This is a genomic window from Streptomyces sp. NPDC055400, assembly GCF_053644375.1.
In genome coordinates this window covers 359,796-380,387 of the sequence record NZ_JBSHLM010000005.1, presented here as the reverse complement: position 1 = coordinate 380,387, position 20,592 = coordinate 359,796, and the positions used below count along the sequence as shown (strand labels likewise).

The 20,592-nt window shown below is 72.6% G+C and carries 20 protein-coding genes and 1 pseudogene; 7 read left to right on the top strand and 14 right to left on the bottom strand.

Translation table 11 applies throughout. The features are described from left to right. Positions 1 to 102: 102 nt before the first annotated feature. On the bottom strand, positions 103 to 1,272 hold the full coding sequence (locus ACWIGU_RS15905; protein ID WP_454401222.1) for a serine hydrolase domain-containing protein: 1,170 nt from the start codon (positions 1,270 to 1,272) through the stop codon (positions 103 to 105). Positions 1,273 to 1,454: 182 nt separating this feature from the next. Between ACWIGU_RS15905 and ACWIGU_RS15900 the strand changes: the two genes are divergently transcribed. Both ACWIGU_RS15900 and ACWIGU_RS15895 read left to right on the top strand, forming a co-directional pair. Next, positions 1,455 to 1,901, top strand: coding sequence for a MarR family winged helix-turn-helix transcriptional regulator (locus ACWIGU_RS15900; RefSeq protein WP_454401221.1), 447 nt, complete (start codon positions 1,455 to 1,457; stop codon positions 1,899 to 1,901). A gap of 105 nt (positions 1,902 to 2,006) precedes the next feature. Then, entirely contained in the window at positions 2,007 to 2,408 is a 402-nt protein-coding gene (locus ACWIGU_RS15895; protein WP_454401219.1) for a hypothetical protein, read from the top strand. A gap of 63 nt (positions 2,409 to 2,471) precedes the next feature. On the opposite strand, the gene ACWIGU_RS15890 is transcribed toward ACWIGU_RS15895, so the two are convergent. Together ACWIGU_RS15890 and ACWIGU_RS15885 are read right to left on the bottom strand one after the other, a co-directional pair. Then, a complete protein-coding gene (locus tag ACWIGU_RS15890; protein WP_454401217.1) occupies positions 2,472 to 3,104 on the bottom strand; it encodes an LUD domain-containing protein in 633 nt (210 codons plus the stop codon). Next, positions 3,101 to 3,568 carry a nuclear transport factor 2 family protein gene (locus ACWIGU_RS15885; protein WP_454401215.1) on the bottom strand — a complete coding sequence of 156 codons (468 nt, stop codon included), beginning with the start codon at positions 3,566 to 3,568 and terminating at the stop codon, positions 3,101 to 3,103. The genes ACWIGU_RS15890 and ACWIGU_RS15885 overlap by 4 nt, the downstream gene beginning before the upstream one ends. 145 nt (positions 3,569 to 3,713) lie before the next feature. Between ACWIGU_RS15885 and sigJ the strand changes: the two are divergent. Further along, a pseudogene (sigJ, locus tag ACWIGU_RS15880) lies at positions 3,714 to 4,696 on the top strand (RNA polymerase sigma factor SigJ). A gap of 145 nt (positions 4,697 to 4,841) precedes the next feature. Here the strand turns inward: sigJ and ACWIGU_RS15875 are convergent. From ACWIGU_RS15875 to ACWIGU_RS15855, 5 genes are all read right to left on the bottom strand, one after another. Next, positions 4,842 to 5,012, bottom strand: coding sequence for an ROK family protein (locus ACWIGU_RS15875; RefSeq protein WP_454401213.1), 171 nt, complete (start codon positions 5,010 to 5,012; stop codon positions 4,842 to 4,844). Then, positions 5,009 to 5,968, bottom strand: a complete 960-nt coding sequence (locus ACWIGU_RS15870) for a dihydrodipicolinate synthase family protein (RefSeq protein ID WP_454401211.1) — start codon at positions 5,966 to 5,968, stop codon at positions 5,009 to 5,011. The genes ACWIGU_RS15875 and ACWIGU_RS15870 overlap by 4 nt, the downstream gene beginning before the upstream one ends. 288 nt (positions 5,969 to 6,256) lie before the next feature. Next, positions 6,257 to 6,979: a FadR/GntR family transcriptional regulator gene (locus ACWIGU_RS15865; RefSeq protein ID WP_454401209.1), complete on the bottom strand. Its 723-nt coding sequence runs from the start codon at positions 6,977 to 6,979 to the stop codon at positions 6,257 to 6,259. A gap of 112 nt (positions 6,980 to 7,091) precedes the next feature. Beyond that, positions 7,092 to 7,520 carry a nuclear transport factor 2 family protein gene (locus tag ACWIGU_RS15860; RefSeq protein WP_454401207.1) on the bottom strand — a complete coding sequence of 143 codons (429 nt, stop codon included), beginning with the start codon at positions 7,518 to 7,520 and terminating at the stop codon, positions 7,092 to 7,094. A gap of 29 nt (positions 7,521 to 7,549) precedes the next feature. Further along, positions 7,550 to 8,371: a slipin family protein gene (locus ACWIGU_RS15855; RefSeq protein WP_454401205.1), complete on the bottom strand. Its 822-nt coding sequence runs from the start codon at positions 8,369 to 8,371 to the stop codon at positions 7,550 to 7,552. Positions 8,372 to 8,794: 423 nt separating this feature from the next. On the opposite strand from ACWIGU_RS15855, the gene ACWIGU_RS15850 reads away from it, so the two are divergent. Then, positions 8,795 to 9,610, top strand: coding sequence for a putative protein N(5)-glutamine methyltransferase (locus ACWIGU_RS15850; RefSeq protein ID WP_454401203.1), 816 nt, complete (start codon positions 8,795 to 8,797; stop codon positions 9,608 to 9,610). 30 nt (positions 9,611 to 9,640) lie between these two features. Here the strand turns inward: ACWIGU_RS15850 and ACWIGU_RS15845 are convergent, their stop codons facing one another. From ACWIGU_RS15845 to ACWIGU_RS15825, 5 genes are all read right to left on the bottom strand, one after another. Beyond that, positions 9,641 to 10,690 (bottom strand): PHP domain-containing protein, encoded by a 1,050-nt coding sequence (locus ACWIGU_RS15845; protein WP_454401603.1) that lies wholly within the window; start codon positions 10,688 to 10,690, stop codon positions 9,641 to 9,643. Between the two features lie 126 nt (positions 10,691 to 10,816). After that, entirely contained in the window at positions 10,817 to 12,736 is a 1,920-nt protein-coding gene (otr(A), locus tag ACWIGU_RS15840) for a tetracycline resistance ribosomal protection protein Otr(A) (protein WP_454401201.1), read from the bottom strand. 188 nt (positions 12,737 to 12,924) lie between these two features. Further along, positions 12,925 to 13,395, bottom strand: a complete 471-nt coding sequence (locus ACWIGU_RS15835; protein WP_454401199.1) for a protein-tyrosine phosphatase family protein — start codon at positions 13,393 to 13,395, stop codon at positions 12,925 to 12,927. A 351-nt stretch (positions 13,396 to 13,746) separates the two neighbouring features. Then, positions 13,747 to 14,184 (bottom strand): SPW repeat protein, encoded by a 438-nt coding sequence (locus ACWIGU_RS15830; protein ID WP_454401197.1) that lies wholly within the window; start codon positions 14,182 to 14,184, stop codon positions 13,747 to 13,749. Between the two features lie 78 nt (positions 14,185 to 14,262). After that, the gene (locus ACWIGU_RS15825) at positions 14,263 to 15,453 is read right to left on the bottom strand and encodes a dihydrofolate reductase family protein (protein WP_454401195.1); all 1,191 of its coding nucleotides are present in this window, start codon (positions 15,451 to 15,453) and stop codon (positions 14,263 to 14,265) included. A gap of 159 nt (positions 15,454 to 15,612) precedes the next feature. Here ACWIGU_RS15825 and ACWIGU_RS15820 point away from each other — a divergent pair, with 159 nt between their 5' ends. Both ACWIGU_RS15820 and ACWIGU_RS15815 read left to right on the top strand, forming a co-directional pair. Beyond that, positions 15,613 to 15,951, top strand: a complete 339-nt coding sequence (locus ACWIGU_RS15820; RefSeq protein WP_454401193.1) for an ArsR/SmtB family transcription factor — start codon at positions 15,613 to 15,615, stop codon at positions 15,949 to 15,951. A gap of 5 nt (positions 15,952 to 15,956) precedes the next feature. After that, positions 15,957 to 16,499: an SRPBCC family protein gene (locus ACWIGU_RS15815; protein ID WP_454401192.1), complete on the top strand. Its 543-nt coding sequence runs from the start codon at positions 15,957 to 15,959 to the stop codon at positions 16,497 to 16,499. A 43-nt stretch (positions 16,500 to 16,542) separates the two neighbouring features. On the opposite strand, the gene ACWIGU_RS15810 is transcribed toward ACWIGU_RS15815, so the two are convergent. Continuing rightward, positions 16,543 to 17,172: a LuxR C-terminal-related transcriptional regulator gene (locus ACWIGU_RS15810; RefSeq protein WP_454401190.1), complete on the bottom strand. Its 630-nt coding sequence runs from the start codon at positions 17,170 to 17,172 to the stop codon at positions 16,543 to 16,545. 231 nt (positions 17,173 to 17,403) lie between these two features. On the opposite strand from ACWIGU_RS15810, the gene ACWIGU_RS15805 reads away from it, so the two are divergent. Beyond that, positions 17,404 to 20,571, top strand: a complete 3,168-nt coding sequence (locus tag ACWIGU_RS15805) for a bifunctional cytochrome P450/NADPH--P450 reductase (RefSeq protein WP_454401188.1) — start codon at positions 17,404 to 17,406, stop codon at positions 20,569 to 20,571. Positions 20,572 to 20,592 lie beyond the last annotated feature (21 nt).

The following is a 20,592-nucleotide window of genomic DNA, read 5'->3' as shown; positions in this document are numbered from 1 at the left end:
GCAGATTAGCCTGGCGAACTGCCCATGTGGTTACCGTAAGGTTGCGCGGCGGTAAGGGCGCGCGGGAGGGGCGCGTGGTGGCCGGTTTCCGGCGGTCGGATGTCAGCCGAGAGCGTCGTACACGGCGCTGATCAGGGCCATCTTCCGCGGGTCGTCGGCGATGTGAGGGCCCATCCGGTTCATCACATAGCCCATCGCGACACCCGACTCGGGGTCGGCCGAGCCGAAGGAGCCGCCGAAGCCGTCGTGTCCGACCGCGCGCGGGTTCGGCCCGTACGAGCCGTTCGGCCCGCTCAGCCAGAGGCCGAGGCCCAGCTCCGTCTCGTGCGTGAACCCGGCGCCCAGGACCAGGTCGCGACAGCTGCCCTGACCCTCGCGGATCCGCTCGGCGGCCTCCGGGGACAGGATCTGATGGTCGCCGGACCGGCCCTTGCCCGCGACGATCGCGTACAGCGCGGCGACGGCGCGCGCCGTGCCGTGACCGTTGGCGGCCGGGATCTCGGCGGCCCGCCATGCCGCGGTGTTGGCCTCGGACGCGCCCGCGATCGGATTGGTCAGCGCGGCGAGGGCGGCCGGCGCCAACTGGGCGAAGATCGCGGCCTGTTCGCTGTCGGCCTGCGCGCGCGGGTGCACCATCTCCGCCGCGCGGCCCGCCTCCTTGTCCGGCAGCCCGATCGTGAAGTCGATGCCGAGCGGGCCCGTCACCTCGCGCTCCAGGAACGCGCCCGGCAGCAGCCCGCTGACGCGCCGGACCACCTCGCCGACCAGGAACCCGTACGTCAGCGCGTGGTAGCCGGAGACCGTGCCGGGCTCCCACCAGGGCTCCTGCGCCGCAAGCCGGGACGTGGTGAGCTCCCAGTCGAAGAGCTGCTCCAGGGAGTGCGGCTCGCGCAGCCCGGCCAGCCCGGCACGGTGCGACAGCAGATGCCGTACGAGTACGCCGCCCTTGCCGGCCGCGGCGAACTCCGGCCAGTACGTGGCGACCGGCGCGTCCGGGTCGAGCAGGCCGCGGTCGATGAGGATGTGGGCACACAGGGCGGTCGGCCCCTTGGTCGTCGACCACACATTGACGACCGTGTCGCGCTCCCACGCGCGCGTGCGGGCCGCGTCGGCCCAGCCGCCCCACAGGTCGACGACGGGCGCGCCGTCGACCAGGACGGTGACGGCCGCGCCCAGTTCGCCGCGCTCGTCGAAGTTCTCCTCGAAGGCGGCTCGGACGGCGTCGAAGCGCGCGTCGCAGTGTCCTTGGATGCCGGGCGCGTGCAGGGTCATGGCGTCTCCGTGGGCTGAAGCGGTGAGTCAGGGCAAGTCGGGATGGGTCCGCAGGAGGTGAACATACCGACTGGTCGGACCAGCAGGAAGAGGGGTGACGGCGCATGGTTTCCCCATGCCGACCCGTCAGGCGAAATAGGGTGAAATTGCAAGGCTGCCTGTCGACCTTCTACGGTGAGGCCATGCAGCGAGAAACCGCGGACGATCCGCTCGCAGAACAGGTGGCCGCCGATCTGTCGGCCGTCGTCGGACGGCTGCTCAGGCGACTGCGCACCGCGTCGCCCGACAGCCTCCTCACCCCGACGCAGCGGACCGTACTGGCGCGCCTCGACGGCGAAGGTCCCGCCACCACGGCCGCGCTCGCGCGCGCCGAGTACGTGCGGCCCCAGTCGATGCGGCTCACCCTGGCCGCCCTGGAGGAACAGGACTTCGTGGCGCGCACGCCCGACCCGGACGACCGCCGTCAGTCCGTCGTCGCCATCACGGAGAGCGGCCGGCGCACCCTGGCCTCGGTCCGCGCCGCCAAGCACAGTTGGCTCGTCCAGGCCCTGGCCGGCGAGCTCGACGAGGCCGAACTGCGCACGCTCGCCGCCGCCACCGCCCTCATGGAGCGGCTGGTGGAGAAGTGAGCGGTGCGGAGAGCGGGCGTCCCGTCTCCCGAAGTTGATCTACGTATGGCATTCTCCTCCCGAGCGTCGGCGGGCACCGGTCCGCCGGCAAGGGGAGGGGACACCATGAAGACCCGAAGCACCGTGATCAGAGCGCTCGCCACCGGCGCCTGCGCGATCGGTCTGGTCGTCGGCCTGCAAGGCCAGGCCTGGGCCGGAACGGTCACCATCTACGCGCCCAGCGGCGCCGGCAGCGCCACGTGGAACGCCGACCCGGACGGCTCGATCCCCGGCGACGCGATCCGCGCCTGCGACACCAAGTCGGACGGCTGGGGCATCGAGACCGCGCTCGACTACGACTACGACGGCATCATGGACCGGCGCGTCGACACCCGCGGCCACACCGCCGGTTACTGCAGCCCGTGGAAGGGCGGAGACCTCAAGGAGGGCAGGACCGTCCGCATGTACGTCACCCCGGTCAGCGGATCCAGCTACGGCCCCTCGACGTACATCGACGTCGTGGCCTGACACCCACACGCGCCGTGAGCCTCCCCCGGCGTCAGCTGGGGGAGGCCACGTCCGGCGTCCCGTTCAGAACCCGATCGCCTCGCGGAGCAGCAGGACGATTCCCTGGCCGGTGAGGGGTTGCGCGTTGAGGACCAGGAGTTGGTTGACGGCGCTGGGCTGTCCGTACACCTCCAGGGCGCGGGCGGTTTCGAGCGGGAGGGCGTGTTCCTCGAGGCGGCGCAGTGCGGTGTCCAGATCGGGCACCACCTTCTGCGCCCCGACGATCCAGATGGCGCGCCCGGCGCCACCGGCGTACGCGGGCAACTGACTTCCGGAGGCCGAGGCGACCACGAGGGATCCGGTCTCGGTGAGCGCGGCGACGCTGCCCACGACGACGTCGGGGACGGCGATCAGGCGCCGGATGTCGTCCGCCTCGGCGACCCGGTCCATGGTCACCGCGCGGGGTTTGACGGCTGCCCGGTACCGCCCGCTGGTGTTGATGTCCTCGTCGACGCCGGACAGCCGCAGCGTCTCGCTGGCCGCGGTGAACACACTGGCGTTCTCCGGGATCAACTCCTGCACCCGGTTCCGCGCGCCCGTGGCGTCATCGAGGATCTCGACGGTGAAGCCGTGCCCCGCCAGTGCGCCGGCCGCCCGCTCCAAGCGGTCGGCGGGCGCCGGGTCGGTGAACTGTGTGGCGGGAGTCGAGACGGTCATCGTGCCTCCTCGGTCGTGTGGGGGTCCCAGGCCGGCGCCGAGCCCGTGAGCGGGGTGGTGTCGAAGTACCGGATCTCGTAGACCCGCTCGGAGAACTTCCAGCCTTCGTCGGTGCGGCGGTAACGATCGTGGTAGATCGCGTAGTTGAGGCCCTGGAAACCGCTCTTCACGCGCGCGATCTCCTGCATGTAGGCGCGGCCGGTCGCGGTGTCGCCGTCGATCCGGATCACGCCCGGATGCGTGTTCTGCACGAAGAAGTCCCACTGGGCCTGGAGCCGCTCGCCCCCGGTGCGGATCTCCTCCCGGCCGGTCATCTCGATGGGGACGTCGGGCATCCGCAGCACGCCGTCCTGTGTGAACAGGGACGCGAGGCGGGCGCGGTCGCGCATCATCGCCGCGTCGGTGAACTCGCCGCGCAGCGCCTCGATCTCCACGCGGTCGGCAATCGCCTGAAAGTCGGTCATCGGCTTCCTCCGTTCCGTATGCCTGTTACGACCACGCAGCCCTCCGGAATGTGAGGCGACGGGAACGACGTCACATTCCGGAGGGCTGTCCCGTCAAAGAGACGGAGGGCATGTACGAGGCCGAGGCAAGGGAGTGCGCGACACCATGGCCGACCGATCCGAGACGGCACACGGTCACCGGCCCGATCCGGGCCTGGACGCGATCACGAGCGAGCGGCGCCGGCTGATCGATCTGGCGTACCGGCTCCTCGGCTCGCCGGCCGACGCCGAGGACGTCGCGCAGGAGACGTTCGTCCGCTGGTATGCCATGGACCGGCCGCAACGCGACGCCATCGAAGCCCCCGGCGCCTGGCTGACCACGGTCGCCGGCCGCATCTGCCTCAATCTGCTCGGTTCCGCCCGTGCGCGCAGGGAGCGCTGCGTGGGCGAGTGGATCCCGGAGCCGCTGCCCGAACGCCGGGAGTGGACCGACGGCGTCGCGGCGGACCCGGCGGACCGGATCACCCTCGACGAGTCGGTCGACATGGCCTTCCTCGTCGTACTGGAATCCATGACGCCGGCCGAACGCGTCGCCTTCATCCTTCACGACGTCTTCCGCTACGCGTTCGCCGAGGTGGCCGAGATCGTCGGCCGCACACCGGCGGCCTGCCGCCAGCTGGCCTCCTCGGCCCGCCGCCGCATCCGCGCTTCCCGGGCTCCGGCCGGGCCGACGACCGCGCAGGCCGGCATCGTCCGGGAGTTCAAGCGGGCCTGGGCGGCGAAGGACGTGAGCGCCCTCGTGGGCCTGCTCGACCCGACGCCACCGTGATCGCCGCCGGCGGAGGCCTGGTCGGGGCCCTGCGGCGGCCGGTCACGGGTCGCGAACGGGTCGCCCACGCCTGTCTCAACGTCGCCCGCCTCACCACCGACCAGACACTGCTGGTGCGTACGGTCAACGGCCGGCCCGGCCTGGTCGCCCAGCAGGACGGCGTCACGGTCACCGTGTTCGCGTCCCGCGTCGCCGGTGACCGGATCACTCACATCTGGGCGGTACGCAATCCGGAGAAGCTCAGCCCCTGGACAGACGGTGACCGTGGCGGGGCCGGTGTGTCAGCGGGACACCGCGGGGACCTGCCCGTCGGACGGTGACAACGCGGTTTCCGGCACCGCTTCGGCGAGGTGGTCGACGGTGCCGTCCGGGCCGGTGAGGGCACTCCGCCGCCGACGACGACCCGGTCCGGCCCGAGCGCGTTCGCGAGACCGCCCAGGACCCGGCCCGCGGCGGCCGCGCCCGTCACGATGGCGCGCACGGCAGGCTCCTCGCGTCGAGCACGGCGTCGGGTCCGTCGGCGGCGGGCGTGGGCCGGGTGTGCCGGGCCAGGACCGTGCCGTCCAGGGCCACGAGCGCGGCGGCGATCTTCGCGCCGCCGACGTCGAGGCCGGTCGCGGGACCCGTGACCGTCATCGGACCGGCGCGAGCCCGGCAGCACGCAGGTGCCGTGCGACCTCGGCGACGGACTCCTCGCCGAGCTGGATCTGCGGGAACGCCGTGTTGCCGCACTCGATGACCCCGAGCAGCCGCAGCGCCGCCTTGAACGAGCCGAGCGCGGACGAGCTGCGCCCCATGTCGGCCTCGGGGCCGACGTCGACCATGCCGAACAGCGCGACGAGACGCTCCTGTTCCTTGGCGGCGAGCGCCCAGTCACCGGCCAGCGCGGCGTCGTAGAGGCGCACGTATCCGGCGGGATCGACGTTGCCGATGCCGGGCACGACGCCGTCCACGCCCGCCAACAGGGCGGCGTCCACGGTGAGTTCGGATCCGGTGAGTACGGCGAAGTGCGAGGCGGGACCGTCCGCGCGGCCCTCGCGCCCGCCGAGCTCGACCAGCAGCCGGCGCATCCCGCCCTCGTCGCCGCTGCTGTCCTTCAGGCCGGCGAGCGTGCCGTCCTCGGCGAGCTCCCGCACCAGTGACGCGGAGAGCTTGCTGTGGACGGCGACCGGGATGTCGTACGCGAACAGCGGCAGGTCCACGCTCGCGCGCAGGGTGCGGAAGTGGCCCGCGATCTCCTTGGGGTGGGTGCGCGTGTAGAAGGGCGCGGTGGCCACCAGGGCGTCGGCGCCGAGCGCGGCGGCCACGCGCGCGTGGGCGATGACACGCGCGGTCGTCGTGTCGATGACACCGGCGAGCACGGGGACCCGGCCCGCCGCCGCCTCCACGACGGTCCGCAGGGTGACGGCACGCTGCTCGTCGGTCAGATAGGCGACCTCGCTGGTCGAGCCGAGGGCGAACAGTCCGTGCACGCCGCCCGCGACGAGGTGCTCGACGAGACGGGCGAGGGAGGCGGTGTCCACCTGGCCCGCCTCGTCGAGGGGGGTGCAGACGGGCGGGACGACTCCGCGCAGGGGTGCGGTCAGGGGCATGGCGGTGCTCCGGGTTCTCTTCGGTTCAGAGGGGATAGGGCGTCAGACATAAGACGTCCTACGTCCTGTGCCACCTTAAGTCGCACCCGGCGGGGGTGGTCAAGGGGTAGAGGCCACATTCCCGCGACGGTCACCCGGTCGCCGCAAGGGAGGGTGTGGTCACGCAAGCGTCACCCCTGCGGAGGTTCTGCGAGCGCATCCGATGTCAGATGTCCGGACAGAAAGGAGGGCAGCGGACGTCAGGTGTCCTGTTTCGTCGCGGGACCCAAGAGGCGCCGCAGAGGGCTGTCAGGAGCGCGTGCGGGCCTCGGAGATGCGCCGACGGACCGGCGCGTAGTGCTCACCGATGGCCTGGACGAACGCCACCGGGTCGCCCGCGCGGGCCGCCGTCACGATGCTGTGGTGCGCGGCGACGGTCTCCGCCTGCTCGGTGTGCGTGAAGCCGTCGATCTGCGGGGCCACAATGGCGTACACATCCCAGAAGGCCATCGACAGCTGGCCCATCAGGTCATTGCCGAGCGGCGCGACGAGCAGGGCGTGGAACGCGCGGTCGGCCTCGATGAGGCTCCGGCCGTCGCCACCGACGCCGGCGTCGCTCATCCGGGTCACCAGGCGTTCCAGCGCGTCGAGTTGCTCGCCGCTGAGCGACGCGACGATCCGCTCGGCCATGCCGCGCTCGAACAGCTCACGCACGTCGACGAGGTCGGCGAGCACCTGCATGTCGTCGTCGGGGCTCAGCAGCCCGCGGAACGTCAGGCTCTCGACCAGGGCGGACAGACTCAGGTGTCCCACGTACGTGCCGTGGCCGTGCCTGACCTCGACGATGTCGAGCGCGTGCAGGATCTTGACCGCCTCGCGGACGCTGGACCGGCTCGCGCCGAGCGCCTCGCACAGCTCCGTCTCCGTGGGCAGCGGATCGCCGGGGTGCAGCCTGTTCTCGAGGATGTACCGCTTGATGCCGTCGGCGACTTCCTGCCGGAGCAGCGGCCGGACCGGCCTGGTACCGGGCATGAGCGGTCTCCCCACCTCTGGATGAACCGGGACCCGCCGCCCGGGCCGTTTCTACGCTACCAAGGCATCGGACATCAGATGTCCCGGGTTGGATGGGCCGGCACCCCACCCCTCAGAGCGTTCTGTGGCGCTCGGCTCCGAGGAACAAGGCGGCCCCCTCGGATTCCTGCCGACCACTGGTCTGGTGCCAGTAGTCCCGTGTCTCAACTGCGAGCCCGTCACCGCGAAACCGTACGAACACGCAGCCCGCCAGCGTCGAGACCTCGCCGCCCTCCTCGGCCACCACCCGGAACTCGGCCACGGCCAGTCCGCCGGGCCCGACCACCGGAGGCCCGAACCGCACGTCGAGCGGGCGCTCACCCTCGAACGACCAGCGCAGATAGCCGGCGAGCGCCGCCCGGCCCCGGTGCGGCGCCCTGAACGGCATCGAACGGTGCACGCAGTCCTCCGTGTAGAGCGCGAGGAGCGCCGGGACGTCGTGCCGCGCCCATCCCCGCTCCCAGGTCTCGACGAACCGCCGTGCCGCGTCAGCTGTGTCCATGCCGGTACGAACGCGCCACCTTGGAGCCGTCATTCCTCGGCGCTCGCCGGCTTCTCGTGGTCGCCCTGCTCCACGGCGGGCGGTGCGGGAGCGTTCTGGGCCCGTTCCAGGAAGCGCAGCAGCTCCACCGGGAAGGGCAGTACGAGGGTCGAGTTCTTCTCGGCGGCGACGGCCACCACGGTCTGCAGGAGCCGGAGTTGGAGCGCCGCGGGCTGTTCGGACATCTGCGCGGCGGCCTCGGCGAGCTTCTTGGAGGCCTGGAGTTCGGCGTCCGCGTTGATGACGCGGGCGCGCCGCTCACGGTCGGCCTCGGCCTGCCGCGCCATGGACCGTTTCATGGTCTCGGGCAGCGATACGTCCTTGATCTCGACGCGGTCGATCTGTACACCCCAGCCGATGGCCGGGCTGTCGATCATCAGCTCAAGGCCCTGGTTGAGCTTTTCGCGGTTGGAGAGCAGGTCGTCCAGGTCGCTCTTGCCGATGATCGAGCGCAGCGAGGTCTGGGCCATCTGGGAGACGGCGAACCGGTAGTCCTCGACCTGCACGATCGCGCTGGCGGCGTCGACGACCTTGAAGTAGATGACGGCGTCGACCCGGACGGTGACGTTGTCGCGGGTGATGCCGTCCTGGGCGGGCACCGGCATGGTCACTATCTGCATGTTGACCTTGTGCAGGCGGTCGATACCGGGGACGACGGTGGTGAACCCCGGCCCACGCACCGCGCCGTGCAGCCGGCCCAGGCGGAAGACCACGCCTCGCTCGTACTGCTTGACCACACGCGCCGCCGCGGCGGCGTAGACAGCGCCGAACGAGGCGGCCGCGGCGACGGCCGTGAGCAGTTCCGCCAGCATGGCGACCCCCTGTCTTCCGAGTCGTCCAGTTCGATGTGCGGAGGCCGGCTCGGGATACGGAAGCCGGCGACGGTGTGCGTGAGCACGTTGGTGCGCCTAATCCACGATATGCCCGAAATGTTCAAATGGGTGAAGGGTAGTGACCGGTCACAGGGTGTGACCATGTCCGGCCCCGCGATGCGCGGCGAACGGGCCCGTCCGGCGGCCCGCGAGCCACTCGCCCCGGCCCCAACTCCCGGCCGGGCCAGGGCGACGGCTGCGGTAGTGTTACCGCTCCCAGCAGCGCTTCGGCCGAGGAGGTGAGCCCCATTACCGCTGTGTCAGGTCGGGTGCTCCCTTCGCAGACCCCCGCGGTCCGCCGGACGTAGGTGGCCGCAGGTCATCGGGAGCCCCATCGGCATCCCGAAAGGTCACGCTTCATACATGTCGGTTCACCCGTCACCCCCGTCACACCACGACCACCCCGCCGCCGTCGCCAGGCTGCGCGCAGCGGGCTGTGTCTTCGCCGAGGAAGAGGCGGACATCCTTCTCCTGACGGCTCGTACGCCGGAGGAACTCGCCGCGATGGTCGAGCGCCGCGTGGAGGGCCTGCCCCTCGAACACGTCGTCGGCTGGGCCGAGTTCTGCGGTCTGCGCATCACGCTCGAACCCGGTGTCTTCGTCCCGCGGCGCCGCACCGAGTTCCTCGCCCGCCAGGCGGCCGCCCTCGCGCCCGCCGGGGCCGTCGTCCTCGATCTGTGCTGCGGAAGCGGGGCGGTGGCCGCGGCACTCGCCACCCACGCCGACCCCGCCGAACTCCACGCCGCCGATCTGGACCCGGCGGCCGTGCGCTGCGCCCACCGGAACGTGTCGCCGTTCGGCGGCGAGGTCCACGAGGGCGACCTGTACGCGCCCCTGCCCCCAGGGCTCAGGGGCCGCGTCGACATCCTGGCCGCCAACGGCCCGTACGTTCCCACCGGCGACGTCGCCCTGCTCCCGCCCGAGGCCCGCGACCACGAGCGGCGCATGGCGCTCGACGGAGGCGCCGACGGGCTCGACATCATGCGCCGCGTCGCGGCCGGGGCGCCTCAGTGGCTCGCCCCGGGCGGGCACCTCTTCGTGGAGACCAGCGAACAGCAGGCCGCCGAGGCCGTCGCGGCGGTCATCCGCAGCGGTCTGTCGGCCCGGGTCGTGACGGACGACGACCTGTACGCCACCGTGGTCATCGGCTCGAAGCTGGGCGCGGCGGGGGAGGCGTAGCAAGCGTGCGCGGCACTCCGCGTCCCGTACCTACCCCGCCCGGCTCGGAACCCGGCGCGTGCGTGTCCACTCGAGGAGTTCGTCGGCCGGCCAGGTGTTCACCACGCGGTCGGCCGGTACCTCGCACTCCTCGGCGCGGGCGCAGCCGAGGTGCTGCCAGTCGAGCTGGCCCGGTGCGTGCGCGTCCGTGTCGACGGAGAACAGCGTGCCCGCCGCCACAGCCTCGCGCAGGAGCCGGCGCGGTGGGTCGAGGCGTTCGGGACGGCTGTTGATCTCGACCGCGGTGCCGGACTCCGCGCACGCCGCGAACACGGCCTCCGCGTCGAACTGCGACTCGGGGCGGCCCCGTCCGGCCTTGTTCCGCCCCGTCACGAGCCGTCCCGTGCAGTGTCCGAGCACATCGGCGAGCGGGTTCGTCACGGCGGCCACCATCCGGCGCGTCATCGCGGGCGCGTCCATGCGCAGCTTGGAGTGGACCGACACGACGACCAGGTCGAGCCGGTCGAGGAGTTCGGGTTCCTGGTCGAGGGTCCCGTCGGCGAGGATGTCGCACTCGATGCCGGTGAGCAGCCGGAAGGGCGCCCAGCGCTCGTTCAACTCCGCCACTGCGTCAAGCTGTTCACGTAACCGCTCCGGCGACAGGCCGCGTGCCACCGTCAGGCGCGGAGAGTGGTCGGTCAGCACCGCCCACTCGTGGCCGAGGGCGATCGCCGCTCGGCCCATCTCCTCGATGGGGCTGCCGCCGTCAGACCAGTCGGAGTGCAGATGGCAGTCGCCGCGCAGCAGGGCGCGCAGCCGCTCACCGCCCTCGGCGAGCGGCGCCGCCGCGCCCTCGCTCTCCAGCCGCTCCAGATAAGCCGGCACCTCGCCTGCCAGAGCCTCCCGCACCACCTGCGCCGTCTTGGGCCCGACCCCCTTCAGCGATTCGAGCGTCCCGGCCGCGGCGCGCTCGGCCACTTCCCCCTCGGGCAGCGCGCCGAGTACCTGGGCGGCGGTACGGAAGGCTCCGGCGCGATACGGGGGCGCCAGCGTGCGCTCCAGGAGAAAGGCGACCCGTTCCAGCGCCTCGACGGGTTCCATGGCCATGCCCTTCGCCACCTCCGGCTCCCGCGTCGCGTACCGCTTCCCTCCAGCGTGGCTCAGCCCCGCGTGCGCCGCGACACGCGAGCCCGGGGAGGCGGAGCCACGCAGGGGAGTGTCTGTTGCCTACGCCGCATGCTCCGGCGTACGGACGAGCCGGTCGCCGGACACCCGGGACCACCACACGCCCTCCCCGCGCGTCAGACCCGGCAGAGCGAGCTCGGCCTCCCGCACCTTGCGGGCCGGGAGCGTGCCCGTGACCACCCACGACGTGGTGCCGCCCGTCGTGCTGCCGAACTCGGCCTCCGCTGCGGAGAGCCGGGCCGTCACGGCGGCGAGCGCTTCCAGCGGGATCTCCGCCTCGAACGCGTGCACAGGCTCGTGCACCGTCGTCCCTGCCCGGTCCAGCGCGCGCCGCAGTACGAGCCGGGTCAGCCCCCGGAAGTCCCCGGCGACAGTGACCGGTGACGAGAACCCGGAGCGGACGAGCGTGACCCGGCAGTCCGTCACGGGCCAACCGCGCGGCCCCTCGCCGAGCGTCGCGTGGACCGTGTCCTCGATGGCCTGGTGGAAGGCGCGGGGCAGCGCGCCCAGCTCCGTCTCGTACGCGAAGACCCGCCCGGAGCCCCGGGGTCCCGGCTCCACGCGCAGCCCGACGGTCGCGCAGAATCCCGTCTCGCGGTTGTTCGTGATGTCCTCGTACACCTCGGCGGTGCCTGCGGGGCGCTCGACGCAGCGGATGCGGCTCGGCTCGAAGACGGCCTCGATGCCGTAGTCCTGGACGAGGGTCGCGGCCAGGACCTCCTTCTGCACCTCGCCGTAGAGCAGCACGGCCGTGCTCCCGTCGGGCGCGGCCTGCGCGACGATGAGCGGGTCCTGCCCCGCGATGTCGAGGAGCGCGGTCCGAAGCGCCGCCGAGCGGCCGGGCCGCACGGCGTGTACGAGGGTCTCCAGCGTGGGCGGCGCGAAGCCCGGCGCCCGGTCGAGGCCGTCGCGCGGGCCGAGCCGGTCGCCGACCTGGACGTCCGGCACGCCCCGCAGCTCACCGATGTTCCCGGCCGTGAGCGTGTGGCTTGGTCGCCCGGCCACGTCGAGGCCGGTGGCGCGTCCGGGGATCTCGGTGACAGAGCCGTCGGACGCATCCCGGAGGAACGTCACACGCTGACGCTCTGTCACTTCTCCCTCGTACAGGCGGAGATAGGCCAAACGTTCGCCGGCCGGGCCGCGTCGGACGGCGAAGACGGTGCCACGCGGTGCGGCCCCGGGGGTCCGTGCGGCGGGACGGGGAGGAATCAACCGGGGGATCTCCTCGATGAGTTGGGCGACGCCCTGGCCGCCGAGGGCCGAGCCGAACAGGACGGGGTGCACGGAGCCGTCCGCGGTGCGTGCCGCGAGGACCCGGCGCAGTTCGGCGGCGGTCGGTTCGGGGCCGTCGACCAGACCTGCGAGCACCGAGTCGTCGACCTCGGCGAGCGCTTCCGCCACAGGGGCCCGTACAGCCGGGTCGTCGAGGCTTCGCGGGACAGTCCGGGCCTGCGGGCCGCCCGCGTCGTGGACCTTCGCGAGCGGGACGACGTGCGGGGTCAGACGGCGGCGGACCTCGTCGAGCAGCGCCTCGTCCCGCGCGCCCGCCCGGTCGATCTTGTTGACGAAGACGAGGGTGGGCAGCCGCAGTCGGCGCAGGGTCTTGAGGAGGACCCGCGTCTGGGCCTGGACGCCCTCCACGGCGGACAGCAGGAGCACGGCGCCGTCGAGGACTTCGAGGGCGCGCTCGACCTCGGCGATGAAGTCGGAGTGCCCAGGGGTGTCGATCAGGTTGATCTGGACGTCGCCGACGGTGAACGCGGCGACGGCCGAGCGGATCGTGATGCCGCGCTGCCGCTCGATCTCGCCGGTGTCGGTGCGGGTGTCGCCCGCGTCGACGCTGCCGAGGCGGGCGATCGCGCCGGTGTCGAAGAGGAGGCGCTCGGTGAGGCTGGTCTTACCGGCGTCGACGTGGGCGAGAATGCCGATGTTCAGGGTGTGCCGCGTGGGCTGGGAAGGCATGGAAGGTCGAGTCCTCGAAAGAGTTCGTCCGGTCAGGGCGCTGAACTGCTTCGAAGGAATGACGCATTCCGTGCTCCAGGGCTGTCGGGGGCGTGGCCCGACCATGATGCGGGGCTACCGGCAGGCCCGCGCAACTCATTTTCCGCGGCCCGGCGCTCGCGGTGCCCCGCCGTCTCTCGCGGGCGGGGTCAGCCGGCGAAGTGCCGCACGTACCGCTTCTGCCAGGGCGTCTCCACCGCGTGCGCGTCGTAGTTCCGGCGCACGAACTCCACTGCGCGGTCGGCCGGTACGCCGTCCAGGACGGCCAGGCAGGCCAGTGCCGTCCCGGTCCGGCCGCGGCCACCGCCGCACGCGAACTCGACCCGCTCCCCGGCGGCCCGCTCCCACGCGTCCGCGAACACCTCCCATGCCTCGTCGCGGCTGCTCGGCAGCCAGAAGTCGGGCCACCGCAGCCAGCGCGACTCCCACGGGACGCCGGGCGGCCGACGGCCGAGGAGATGCACCGCGTAAGAGGGCGAGGGGCCGGGCGGGAGCGGGCGGCGCAGACCGCGCCCGCGAATCGTCCGTCCGGACGGCAGGAGCAGAACGCCGGGGGCGCCTGCTTCCCAGGGGACCCCGGCGCCCGACTCGGACGGGGGCCCGGAATCGGATTCGGTCATCAGCGGTCCCTTCCCTATGTGAATCCCTATGCGCATCCCTATACGAACAGCCCGTTCGACGGACCGGTGACGACGACTCAGGGGAAGCGAGAGTATCCACGAGAAACCCTGGATCCCGAACCACGGAGACGGTACGCGGAGTTGACGCGCACGGGACGTCGCGCAACTGGATCCTCGGCACGGCGTCCGCTCCGGGAGCCACCGGGGCGGCGCTGCTCGCCGCTGTCTGCGCGGGCATCGCCTTCGTCACCCTGGCGCGGCGACGGCCCGGGAGCGGTGTGAGCGCTCCCGGGCCGTCACTGACTCCCTATTCCGTTGGATCTGCCGACTCTTGTGGGGCGGCGTTGCCTGCTACGTCGCCCGGCTGCTCTTCATCGACAGGCCCGCGCACAGGAGCCCGAGCAGGACGATGAGACCACCGATGATCACGTTGTTGAGGATGACTCCCACGTCGGGGCTGGAGCCCACGATCCATGGCGCGATGATCATCCAGGCGCCCATGGCGCACATGGCCCAGCTGAGGCCGTACATACGGGTCGGGGTGACGGCGAACCCGACGGCCAGGACTCCGATCGCGATGCCCATGATCAGGTTATGGGTCGCGAGCTGGGGCTGGTTGGCGCTGTAGTGGACCACCCAGGGAGAGATGGCGCAGTAGAGACCGATCAGGAAGACCGGTGCGTCCATGAGCGCGACATCGCGGCCACCGAGTACGCGTGCGTACCGGTCCCGCATTTCCGAGACATCAGGGTGACTGGCGAGGTCAGGCCTGTGGTGAACGTCGGCCATGAGAATCGACTCCTTAGGTTTGCGAAGTCTGACCGCGTAGCGCGGCGGACTGCCACGCACTCCTCATTCTGCGCTTATTCATTCCTTATGTGTACTCGGGGCGTGAATGAGGTGCCTATTGGGACGAATCGCCGCCTCAGCGAGGTCCTGGATCTCCGCCACGGTCACGCCCGCGCCCTCCAGGATCCCGATGCCGTCGGCGCGCACCACGAAGGTGTCGGGCTCGCGCCAGGCCGTCACCACGCGCCGCGCGCCCGCGTCGAGGATGAGCCGGGCGCAGGGCTTGGGCCGTGACGCGCGCCGGGCGCACGGTTCGAGGCTGCTGTAGACGGTGGCGCTCCCCAGCCGGGGGTCCGCCGGGTCGATCTTGGCGAGCGCCGCCTCCTCGGCGTGCACGACCGGGTCGCCGCCCTCGCGTGAGTGCCCGCGCGCCAGCTCCGTGCCGTCACCCGCGACGATCACCGCGCCGACGCTGAACGCCGTTTCCGAGGGCGGGCAGTCGGCGGCGAGGGCACAGGCGAGGGCGAGCCAGTGCCGGTCGGCCGCGGTGGGGGAGTCGTCGGTGCCGGGCGCGCAGGGCGCGTACCGCATCAGGACCACGTCGCCGACCGGGCGGGTCTCCAGGAGCCGCATCCGGTGCCGGCTGCCGCCCGGGTACGCGCCGGGGCCGAAGAGCCGGGGGGCGTCCGGTTCGCCCACGACGAGCGGCGCCACCGCCAGCTGCACCTCGTCGGCCAGACCGCTCTGGAGCAGCTGGGTGTGGACCCGGGCGCCCCCCTCCACCATCAGGCGCCGCACACCGTGCGCCGAGGCCAGGTCGTCGAGCAGCCTCGCCCAGTCGACGGTGGCCCCGAGGGCGATCACCTCGGCGAGCGCGCCGAGCCGCTCCCGTGCCAGGAGCGCCCCGGCGTCGGTGGTGTACACGACCTTGTCGCCGCCCGTCGTCCAGAACGGGTCTGCCGCGTCCAGTTCGCCCGACGCGGTCACCGCCACCTTCAGCGGATACGCGGGCATCCCGCCGGCCACCCGGTCGGCGCGCCGCTGCGCCGACCTGACCAGGAGCCGCGGCCGGTCGGCCCGCAGCGTGCCCGCCCCCACGAGGATCGCGTCGCACGACGCGCGCACCGCGTCGACCCGGTCGAAGTCCTCGGCGTTGGACAGGAGCAGGCGCTCGGTCCCCGCGTCGTCCAGGCAGCCGTCGAGCGAGACGGCGGCGGACAGCAGGACGTACGGACGGGACGGGCGGGACGACAGTGACGGCTGGGACATGGCGGCTCCGGGTCCGGGTGGCGCGAGCTGTGCTGCTTCAACCTTCGAACACTATCCGGGACCCGCCGCGGCCGAGGCGGCCGTCGGGCGCAGCCGTATGACCGCGGCAGCGTCTTACATTCCTTGACCGGCATATAACCGATAGGGCATATTGGAGTCATGCCCGCACCCGCCGTCTGGACCGCGCTCGCCGACCCGCACCGCCGCGCCATCGTCGCGCTGCTGCTCGAGCGTCCGCGGCCCGTCGGTGAGATCGTCGAGGCGTGCGGCCTGAGCCAGCCCAGCACCTCGAAGCACCTGCGGGTACTGCGCGAGGCGGGCATGGTCGACGTCGAGCAGGAAGCCCAGCGACGCGTCTACCGGCTCCAGCCAGGACCGGTCGCCGAGCTCGACGCCTGGCTCGCGCCATACCGGCGCCTGTGGAACGACCGCCTCGACGCACTCGGGCGCCGCCTCGACGCCCACGCCCCCGAGGACGACGAACCAGCGAAGGACTGAAGGCCATGACCACCCCGCACCCCGGACCGACCGGCAGCTACGCCCCGCTCGACGACGGCCGCCCCGCCGTCCGCTTCACCCGCACGTACGACCACGCGATCGAGCGGGTCTGGCGATACGTCACCGATCCCGCCGAGCTCGCACATTGGTTCCCCTCCCAGGTCGAGATCGAGCTGCGCGCGGGCGGCGTGATCCGTTTCCACGGTGATCCGAACATGCCGGAGTCGACCGGCCGCGTCCTCGCCGTGGACGCCCCGCGCCACCTCTCCTTCAGCTGGGGCGGCGACGAACTCCGCTTCGACCTGGAGGCGCTCGACGCCGGCCGCACCCGCTTCACCCTGACCAATGTCCTGGAGGCCGCCGACACCGCGGCCCGCAACGCCGCGGGCTGGGAGGTCTGCCTCACCGCCCTGGACGCGGCCGACCGCGGCGAGAGCTTCGACGGCCCGCACGCGGGGACGCTCGCCCCGTGGAAGACCCACTACGACGCCTACGTCGAGGCCGGACTGCCTTCGGGGGCGCCGGTCCCGGGCATGGACGAGGCATAGCCCCGTCCTCAACGGAAAGCCGCCAGCCGTCAGCCGACCCCGGTCAGCCGTCCGGTGCCGCGGCCCGCGGCGGCCACACCCCTGGCATCAGCACGCCCGACGCGTAGGCGCGCGCGACCAGTTCCGTACGGTTCGTCGCGCCCCACCGGCGGGTCAGGCGCCGCAGGTGGTAGTTGACGCCGTCCGTGGTCAGGCCCGTTTCGCGGGCCGCCTGTGCCGTGGTCGCGCCGGCCGCGAGCAGCTCCAGGACACGTGACTCGGCCGCGCCCGCCGTCGCCCGCGGCCGGTCCGGCAGCGCGGCCGGGCGTTCGCCGACGACCCGCAGCATGACGAGCAGATCCGGCGTCCGCTCGGCGGTGTCGCTGACCGGATCCACCGTCAGCTCGCCCTCCCGCAGCGCCCCGTCCGGCGTCTCCCAGGTGACCGAGACCTGGTAGCGGGAGCGCCGCCGCAGCCGGAGCGCCTCGGCGATCCGGTGGAGCTGCGACTCGTCCCGCGGGCGGAACAGGTGCAGGATGTCCCGGCCCTTCAGGCGGCCGGGAGTGGTGTCGCACTCCGCGGCCATCGCCGCGTTCGCCAGCATGATCGACCCGCGCGGTCCGCACACCGCGACGGGCATCGGGATCCGGTCGAAGAGCAGCATCGCGCGATTGCGCCACAGCACGCCGTCCATCGCGCACCCCTTTCCCGTCACGTCCGGTGCCCCGACCGTCACGTCCGGACCCGTGTCTGGTCCGGCGCCCTGTCGCGTCCGGACCCATGGCACGTCCGCCCCGCGGGCGCAAGCACGGATCGCCGCAGGTCACTACACAATCATGTAGTGCGCAGGCCCGGCCCGGCGGGGCCGCGGGACCAAGCTGGACAGGCACCGAACTCCGTACCGCGAAAGGCAGTTGCCGCCCCCATGCCCGACTCCGCGCTGCTCCCGCCGGCCCCCACCGACGGCCTTCCGCTCATCGACATCTCCGCCACGGGTCCGGGACCCGCGCCGCTCCAGCAGGCCATGGAGCTGACGCGCCGCCACGGCCCCGCACTCGTGCGCAGGCTGCACGGCCGCGACGCCCTCTTTGTCAGCGACCTCGACCTCGTCACCGAACTCGCCGACGAGACCCGCTTCGCCAAGCACGTCGGCCCTGCCCTGGAGAACGTCCGCAACTTCACGGCCGACGGCCTCTTCACCGCGTACAACGACGAACCGAACTGGGCCCGCGCCCACGACATCCTCATGCCCGCGTTCGCCCTGGGCTCCATGCGGACCTACCACCCCGTGATGTACCAGGTGTCCCGCCGCCTCATCGAGTCCTGGGACCGCGCCGCGCGCTCGGGCAGCCCCGTGGACGTGCCGGGCGACATGACGCGGATGACCCTCGACACCATCGGACTCGCGGGCTTCGGCTACGACTTCGGGTCCTTCGAGGGCTCCGAGCCGCACCCCTTCGTGGAGGCCATGGTCCGCTGCCTCGAATGGTCGATGAAGCGGCTCGCCCGCACGCCCGGAGCCGACCACTCGGCCGCCGACGCCGCGTTCAAGGCCGACGCGGACTATCTGGCGCAGGTGGTCGACGACGTCATCGCGGCGCGCACCGACGCGCCCGAAGGCGACGACCTGCTCGGCCTGATGCTCACCGCCCGCCACCCCGACGGCAGCGCGCTCGACACGGCGAACATCCGCAACCAGGTCATCACCTTCCTCATCGCGGGCCACGAGACCACCTCCGGCGCGATGTCGTTCGCCTTGTACTACCTCGCCAAGCACCCCGCCGTGCTCGACCTCGTACGCCGTGAGGCCGACGCCCTGTTCGGGGACGCGGCCGACCCCGAGCCCGCCTTCGACGAGGTCGGCCGGCTCACGTACACGCGGCAGGTACTGAACGAGGCGCTGCGGCTGTGGCCGACCGCGGCCGCGTTCAGCCGCCACGCGCGCGAGGACACGCTCCTCGGCGGACGCATCCCGCTGCGCGCCGGGCAGGCGGTCACCGTCCTCGCGCCGATGCTGCACCGGCAGCCCGTGTGGGGCGACAACCCCGAGCTGTTCGACCCCTCCCGGTTCACGCCCGAGGCGGAGGCCGCGCGCTCGCCGCACGCCTTCAAGCCGTTCGGAACCGGTGAACGCGCTTGCATCGGGCGGCAGTTCGCGCTCCACGAGGCGACGATGCTGCTCGCTCTCCTGGTGCACCGCTACCGGCTCGTCGACCACGCCGACTACGAGCTCACGGTCAAGGAGACGCTGACGCTCAAGCCCGAGGGCTTCACCCTCACGCTCGTCCCGCGCACGTCCGCCGACCGGAACCACCCGGCCCTGCCCGGCCACGCGCCCGTCGAGGAGCGGACGCCAGCGCCGGACACGCTGCCCGCACGGGTGCGGCCCGGCACCGGGGTCCTGTTCCTGCACGGCAGCAATTACGGGACCTGCCGCGGCCTCGCCGAGCAGCTCGCCGACGACGTCGCCGCGCTGGGCTGCGACACGGCCGTCGCACCGCTCGACACCCACGCGGGAGCGCTGCCCACCGACCGCCCCGTCGTCGTGGTCGCGGCCTCCTACAACGGCCGGCCCACCGATGACGCGGCCGAGTTCGCCGCCTGGCTCGACGGTGCGCAAGGCGGCGCCGCGGACGACGTCACCTACGCGGTCCTCGGCGTGGGCGACCGTAACTGGGCCGCCACCTACCAGCACGTACCGACCCGCATCGACGAACGGCTCGACGCGCTCGGCGGCACCCGCCTGTGCGAGCGCGCCGCGGCCGACGCCTCCGGCGACCTCAATGCCACCGTCCGCACGTTCACGACCGGGCTGCGCGCCGCGCTCCTCACGCAGTACGGGGACCCCGACGCGGCTCCGGCCGATGCCGCGGAGCCCGAGGGCGCGTACGAGATCCGGGAGATCGGCGGCGGGCCGCTCGACGCCGCGGCCGCCCGGCACGGGCTCGTCCCGTTCACCGTCACCGAGGCAAGCTCCCTCACCGCGCCCGACCATCCGCGCACCAAGCGCTTCGTGCGCCTCGCGCTGCCCGACGGCGTCACGTACCGCACGGGGGACCATCTCGCGGTGCTGCCCGCCCAGGATCCCGCGCTCGTCGAGCGGACGGCCGCCGCCTTCGGTGTCGGCCTGGACACGGTCCTCGACATCAGGACCCGCCGCCCGCGCCGCGACGGGCTCGCGCTCGACCGCCCGCTGACCGTCCGTGAACTCCTCACATTCCACGTCGAGTTGGGGCAGGTACCCACCCCGGCCCAGGTGGCGCTGCTCGCCGAGGCGAACCCCTGCCCTCCCGAGAAGGCGGCCCTCGCGGCCCTCGCCGACGACCCGTGCACGCTCGTCGAACTCGTGGAGGACCACTCCGCCCTGCGCGGCGCGCTGACCTGGCCCCAATTCCTCGACCTGCTCCCGCCGCTGAAGCCCCGGCACTACTCGATCTCGTCGAGCGCCGAGCAGAGCCCCACGCACGCCGACCTCATGGTGTCCGTCCTCGACGTCCCGGCCCGCTCGGGGCGCGGCCGGTTCCGCGGCACCGGATCGGCGTACCTGGCCGGGCTGCGGCCCGGTGACACGGTGCTCGCGCGCGTCCAGCCGTGCCGCGAGGTCTTCCGCGTCCCGAACGACGCGCAGTCCCCGGTCGTCATGATCGCCGCGGGGACGGGCCTCGCCCCGTTCCGCGGCGCCATCGCCGACCGCGGCGCGCTGCTGGCCGCCGGCACCCCGCTCGCGCCCGCCCTGTGCTACTTCGGCTGCGACCACCCCCGAGGTGACTTCCTGCACGCCGACGAACTGCGCGCCGCCGAGGCCGCGGGCGCCGTCTCCCTGCGCCCCGTCTTCAGCGAGGCGCCCGAGGCGGGCCACGCCTTCGTCCAGCACCGGGTGGCCGCCGAGGCAGACGAACTGTGGGCGCTGCTCGGGGCCGGGGCGCGCGTCTACGTCTGCGGCGACGGGGCCCGGATGGCGCCCGGTGTGCGCGACGCGTTCCGCGCCCTTTTCCGGGACCGCACACCGGGAGCCGACGACGACGCGGCCGAGCGCTGGCTCGCCGGTCTGGTCGCGGACGGACGCTACGTGGAGGACGTCTACGCGGGCTGAGGACTCCGCGGAGACGGATCC

Coding starts and splice junctions, on each gene's coding strand:
- ACWIGU_RS15875 (WP_454401213.1), bottom strand. CDS start 5,012: ATGACGGTCACGGGTCCCGCGACCGGCCTCGACGTCGGCGGCGCGAAG.
- ACWIGU_RS15845 (WP_454401603.1), bottom strand. CDS start 10,690: ATGGAACCCGTCGAGGCGCTGGAACGGGTCGCCTTTCTCCTGGAGCGC.
- ACWIGU_RS15890 (WP_454401217.1), bottom strand. CDS start 3,104: ATGACCGTCTCGACTCCCGCCACACAGTTCACCGACCCGGCGCCCGCC.
- ACWIGU_RS15835 (WP_454401199.1), bottom strand. CDS start 13,395: ATGACCGAATCCGATTCCGGGCCCCCGTCCGAGTCGGGCGCCGGGGTC.
- ACWIGU_RS15895 (WP_454401219.1), top strand. CDS start 2,007: ATGAAGACCCGAAGCACCGTGATCAGAGCGCTCGCCACCGGCGCCTGC.
- ACWIGU_RS15805 (WP_454401188.1), top strand. CDS start 17,404: ATGCCCGACTCCGCGCTGCTCCCGCCGGCCCCCACCGACGGCCTTCCG.
- ACWIGU_RS15870 (WP_454401211.1), bottom strand. CDS start 5,968: ATGCCCCTGACCGCACCCCTGCGCGGAGTCGTCCCGCCCGTCTGCACC.
- ACWIGU_RS15860 (WP_454401207.1), bottom strand. CDS start 7,520: ATGGACACAGCTGACGCGGCACGGCGGTTCGTCGAGACCTGGGAGCGG.
- ACWIGU_RS15815 (WP_454401192.1), top strand. CDS start 15,957: ATGACCACCCCGCACCCCGGACCGACCGGCAGCTACGCCCCGCTCGAC.
- ACWIGU_RS15830 (WP_454401197.1), bottom strand. CDS start 14,184: ATGGCCGACGTTCACCACAGGCCTGACCTCGCCAGTCACCCTGATGTC.
- ACWIGU_RS15820 (WP_454401193.1), top strand. CDS start 15,613: ATGCCCGCACCCGCCGTCTGGACCGCGCTCGCCGACCCGCACCGCCGC.
- ACWIGU_RS15885 (WP_454401215.1), bottom strand. CDS start 3,568: ATGACCGACTTTCAGGCGATTGCCGACCGCGTGGAGATCGAGGCGCTG.
- ACWIGU_RS15855 (WP_454401205.1), bottom strand. CDS start 8,371: ATGCTGGCGGAACTGCTCACGGCCGTCGCCGCGGCCGCCTCGTTCGGC.
- ACWIGU_RS15810 (WP_454401190.1), bottom strand. CDS start 17,172: ATGGACGGCGTGCTGTGGCGCAATCGCGCGATGCTGCTCTTCGACCGG.
- ACWIGU_RS15900 (WP_454401221.1), top strand. CDS start 1,455: ATGCAGCGAGAAACCGCGGACGATCCGCTCGCAGAACAGGTGGCCGCC.
- ACWIGU_RS15850 (WP_454401203.1), top strand. CDS start 8,795: ATGTCGGTTCACCCGTCACCCCCGTCACACCACGACCACCCCGCCGCC.
- ACWIGU_RS15865 (WP_454401209.1), bottom strand. CDS start 6,979: ATGCCCGGTACCAGGCCGGTCCGGCCGCTGCTCCGGCAGGAAGTCGCC.
- ACWIGU_RS15825 (WP_454401195.1), bottom strand. CDS start 15,453: ATGTCCCAGCCGTCACTGTCGTCCCGCCCGTCCCGTCCGTACGTCCTG.
- ACWIGU_RS15905 (WP_454401222.1), bottom strand. CDS start 1,272: ATGACCCTGCACGCGCCCGGCATCCAAGGACACTGCGACGCGCGCTTC.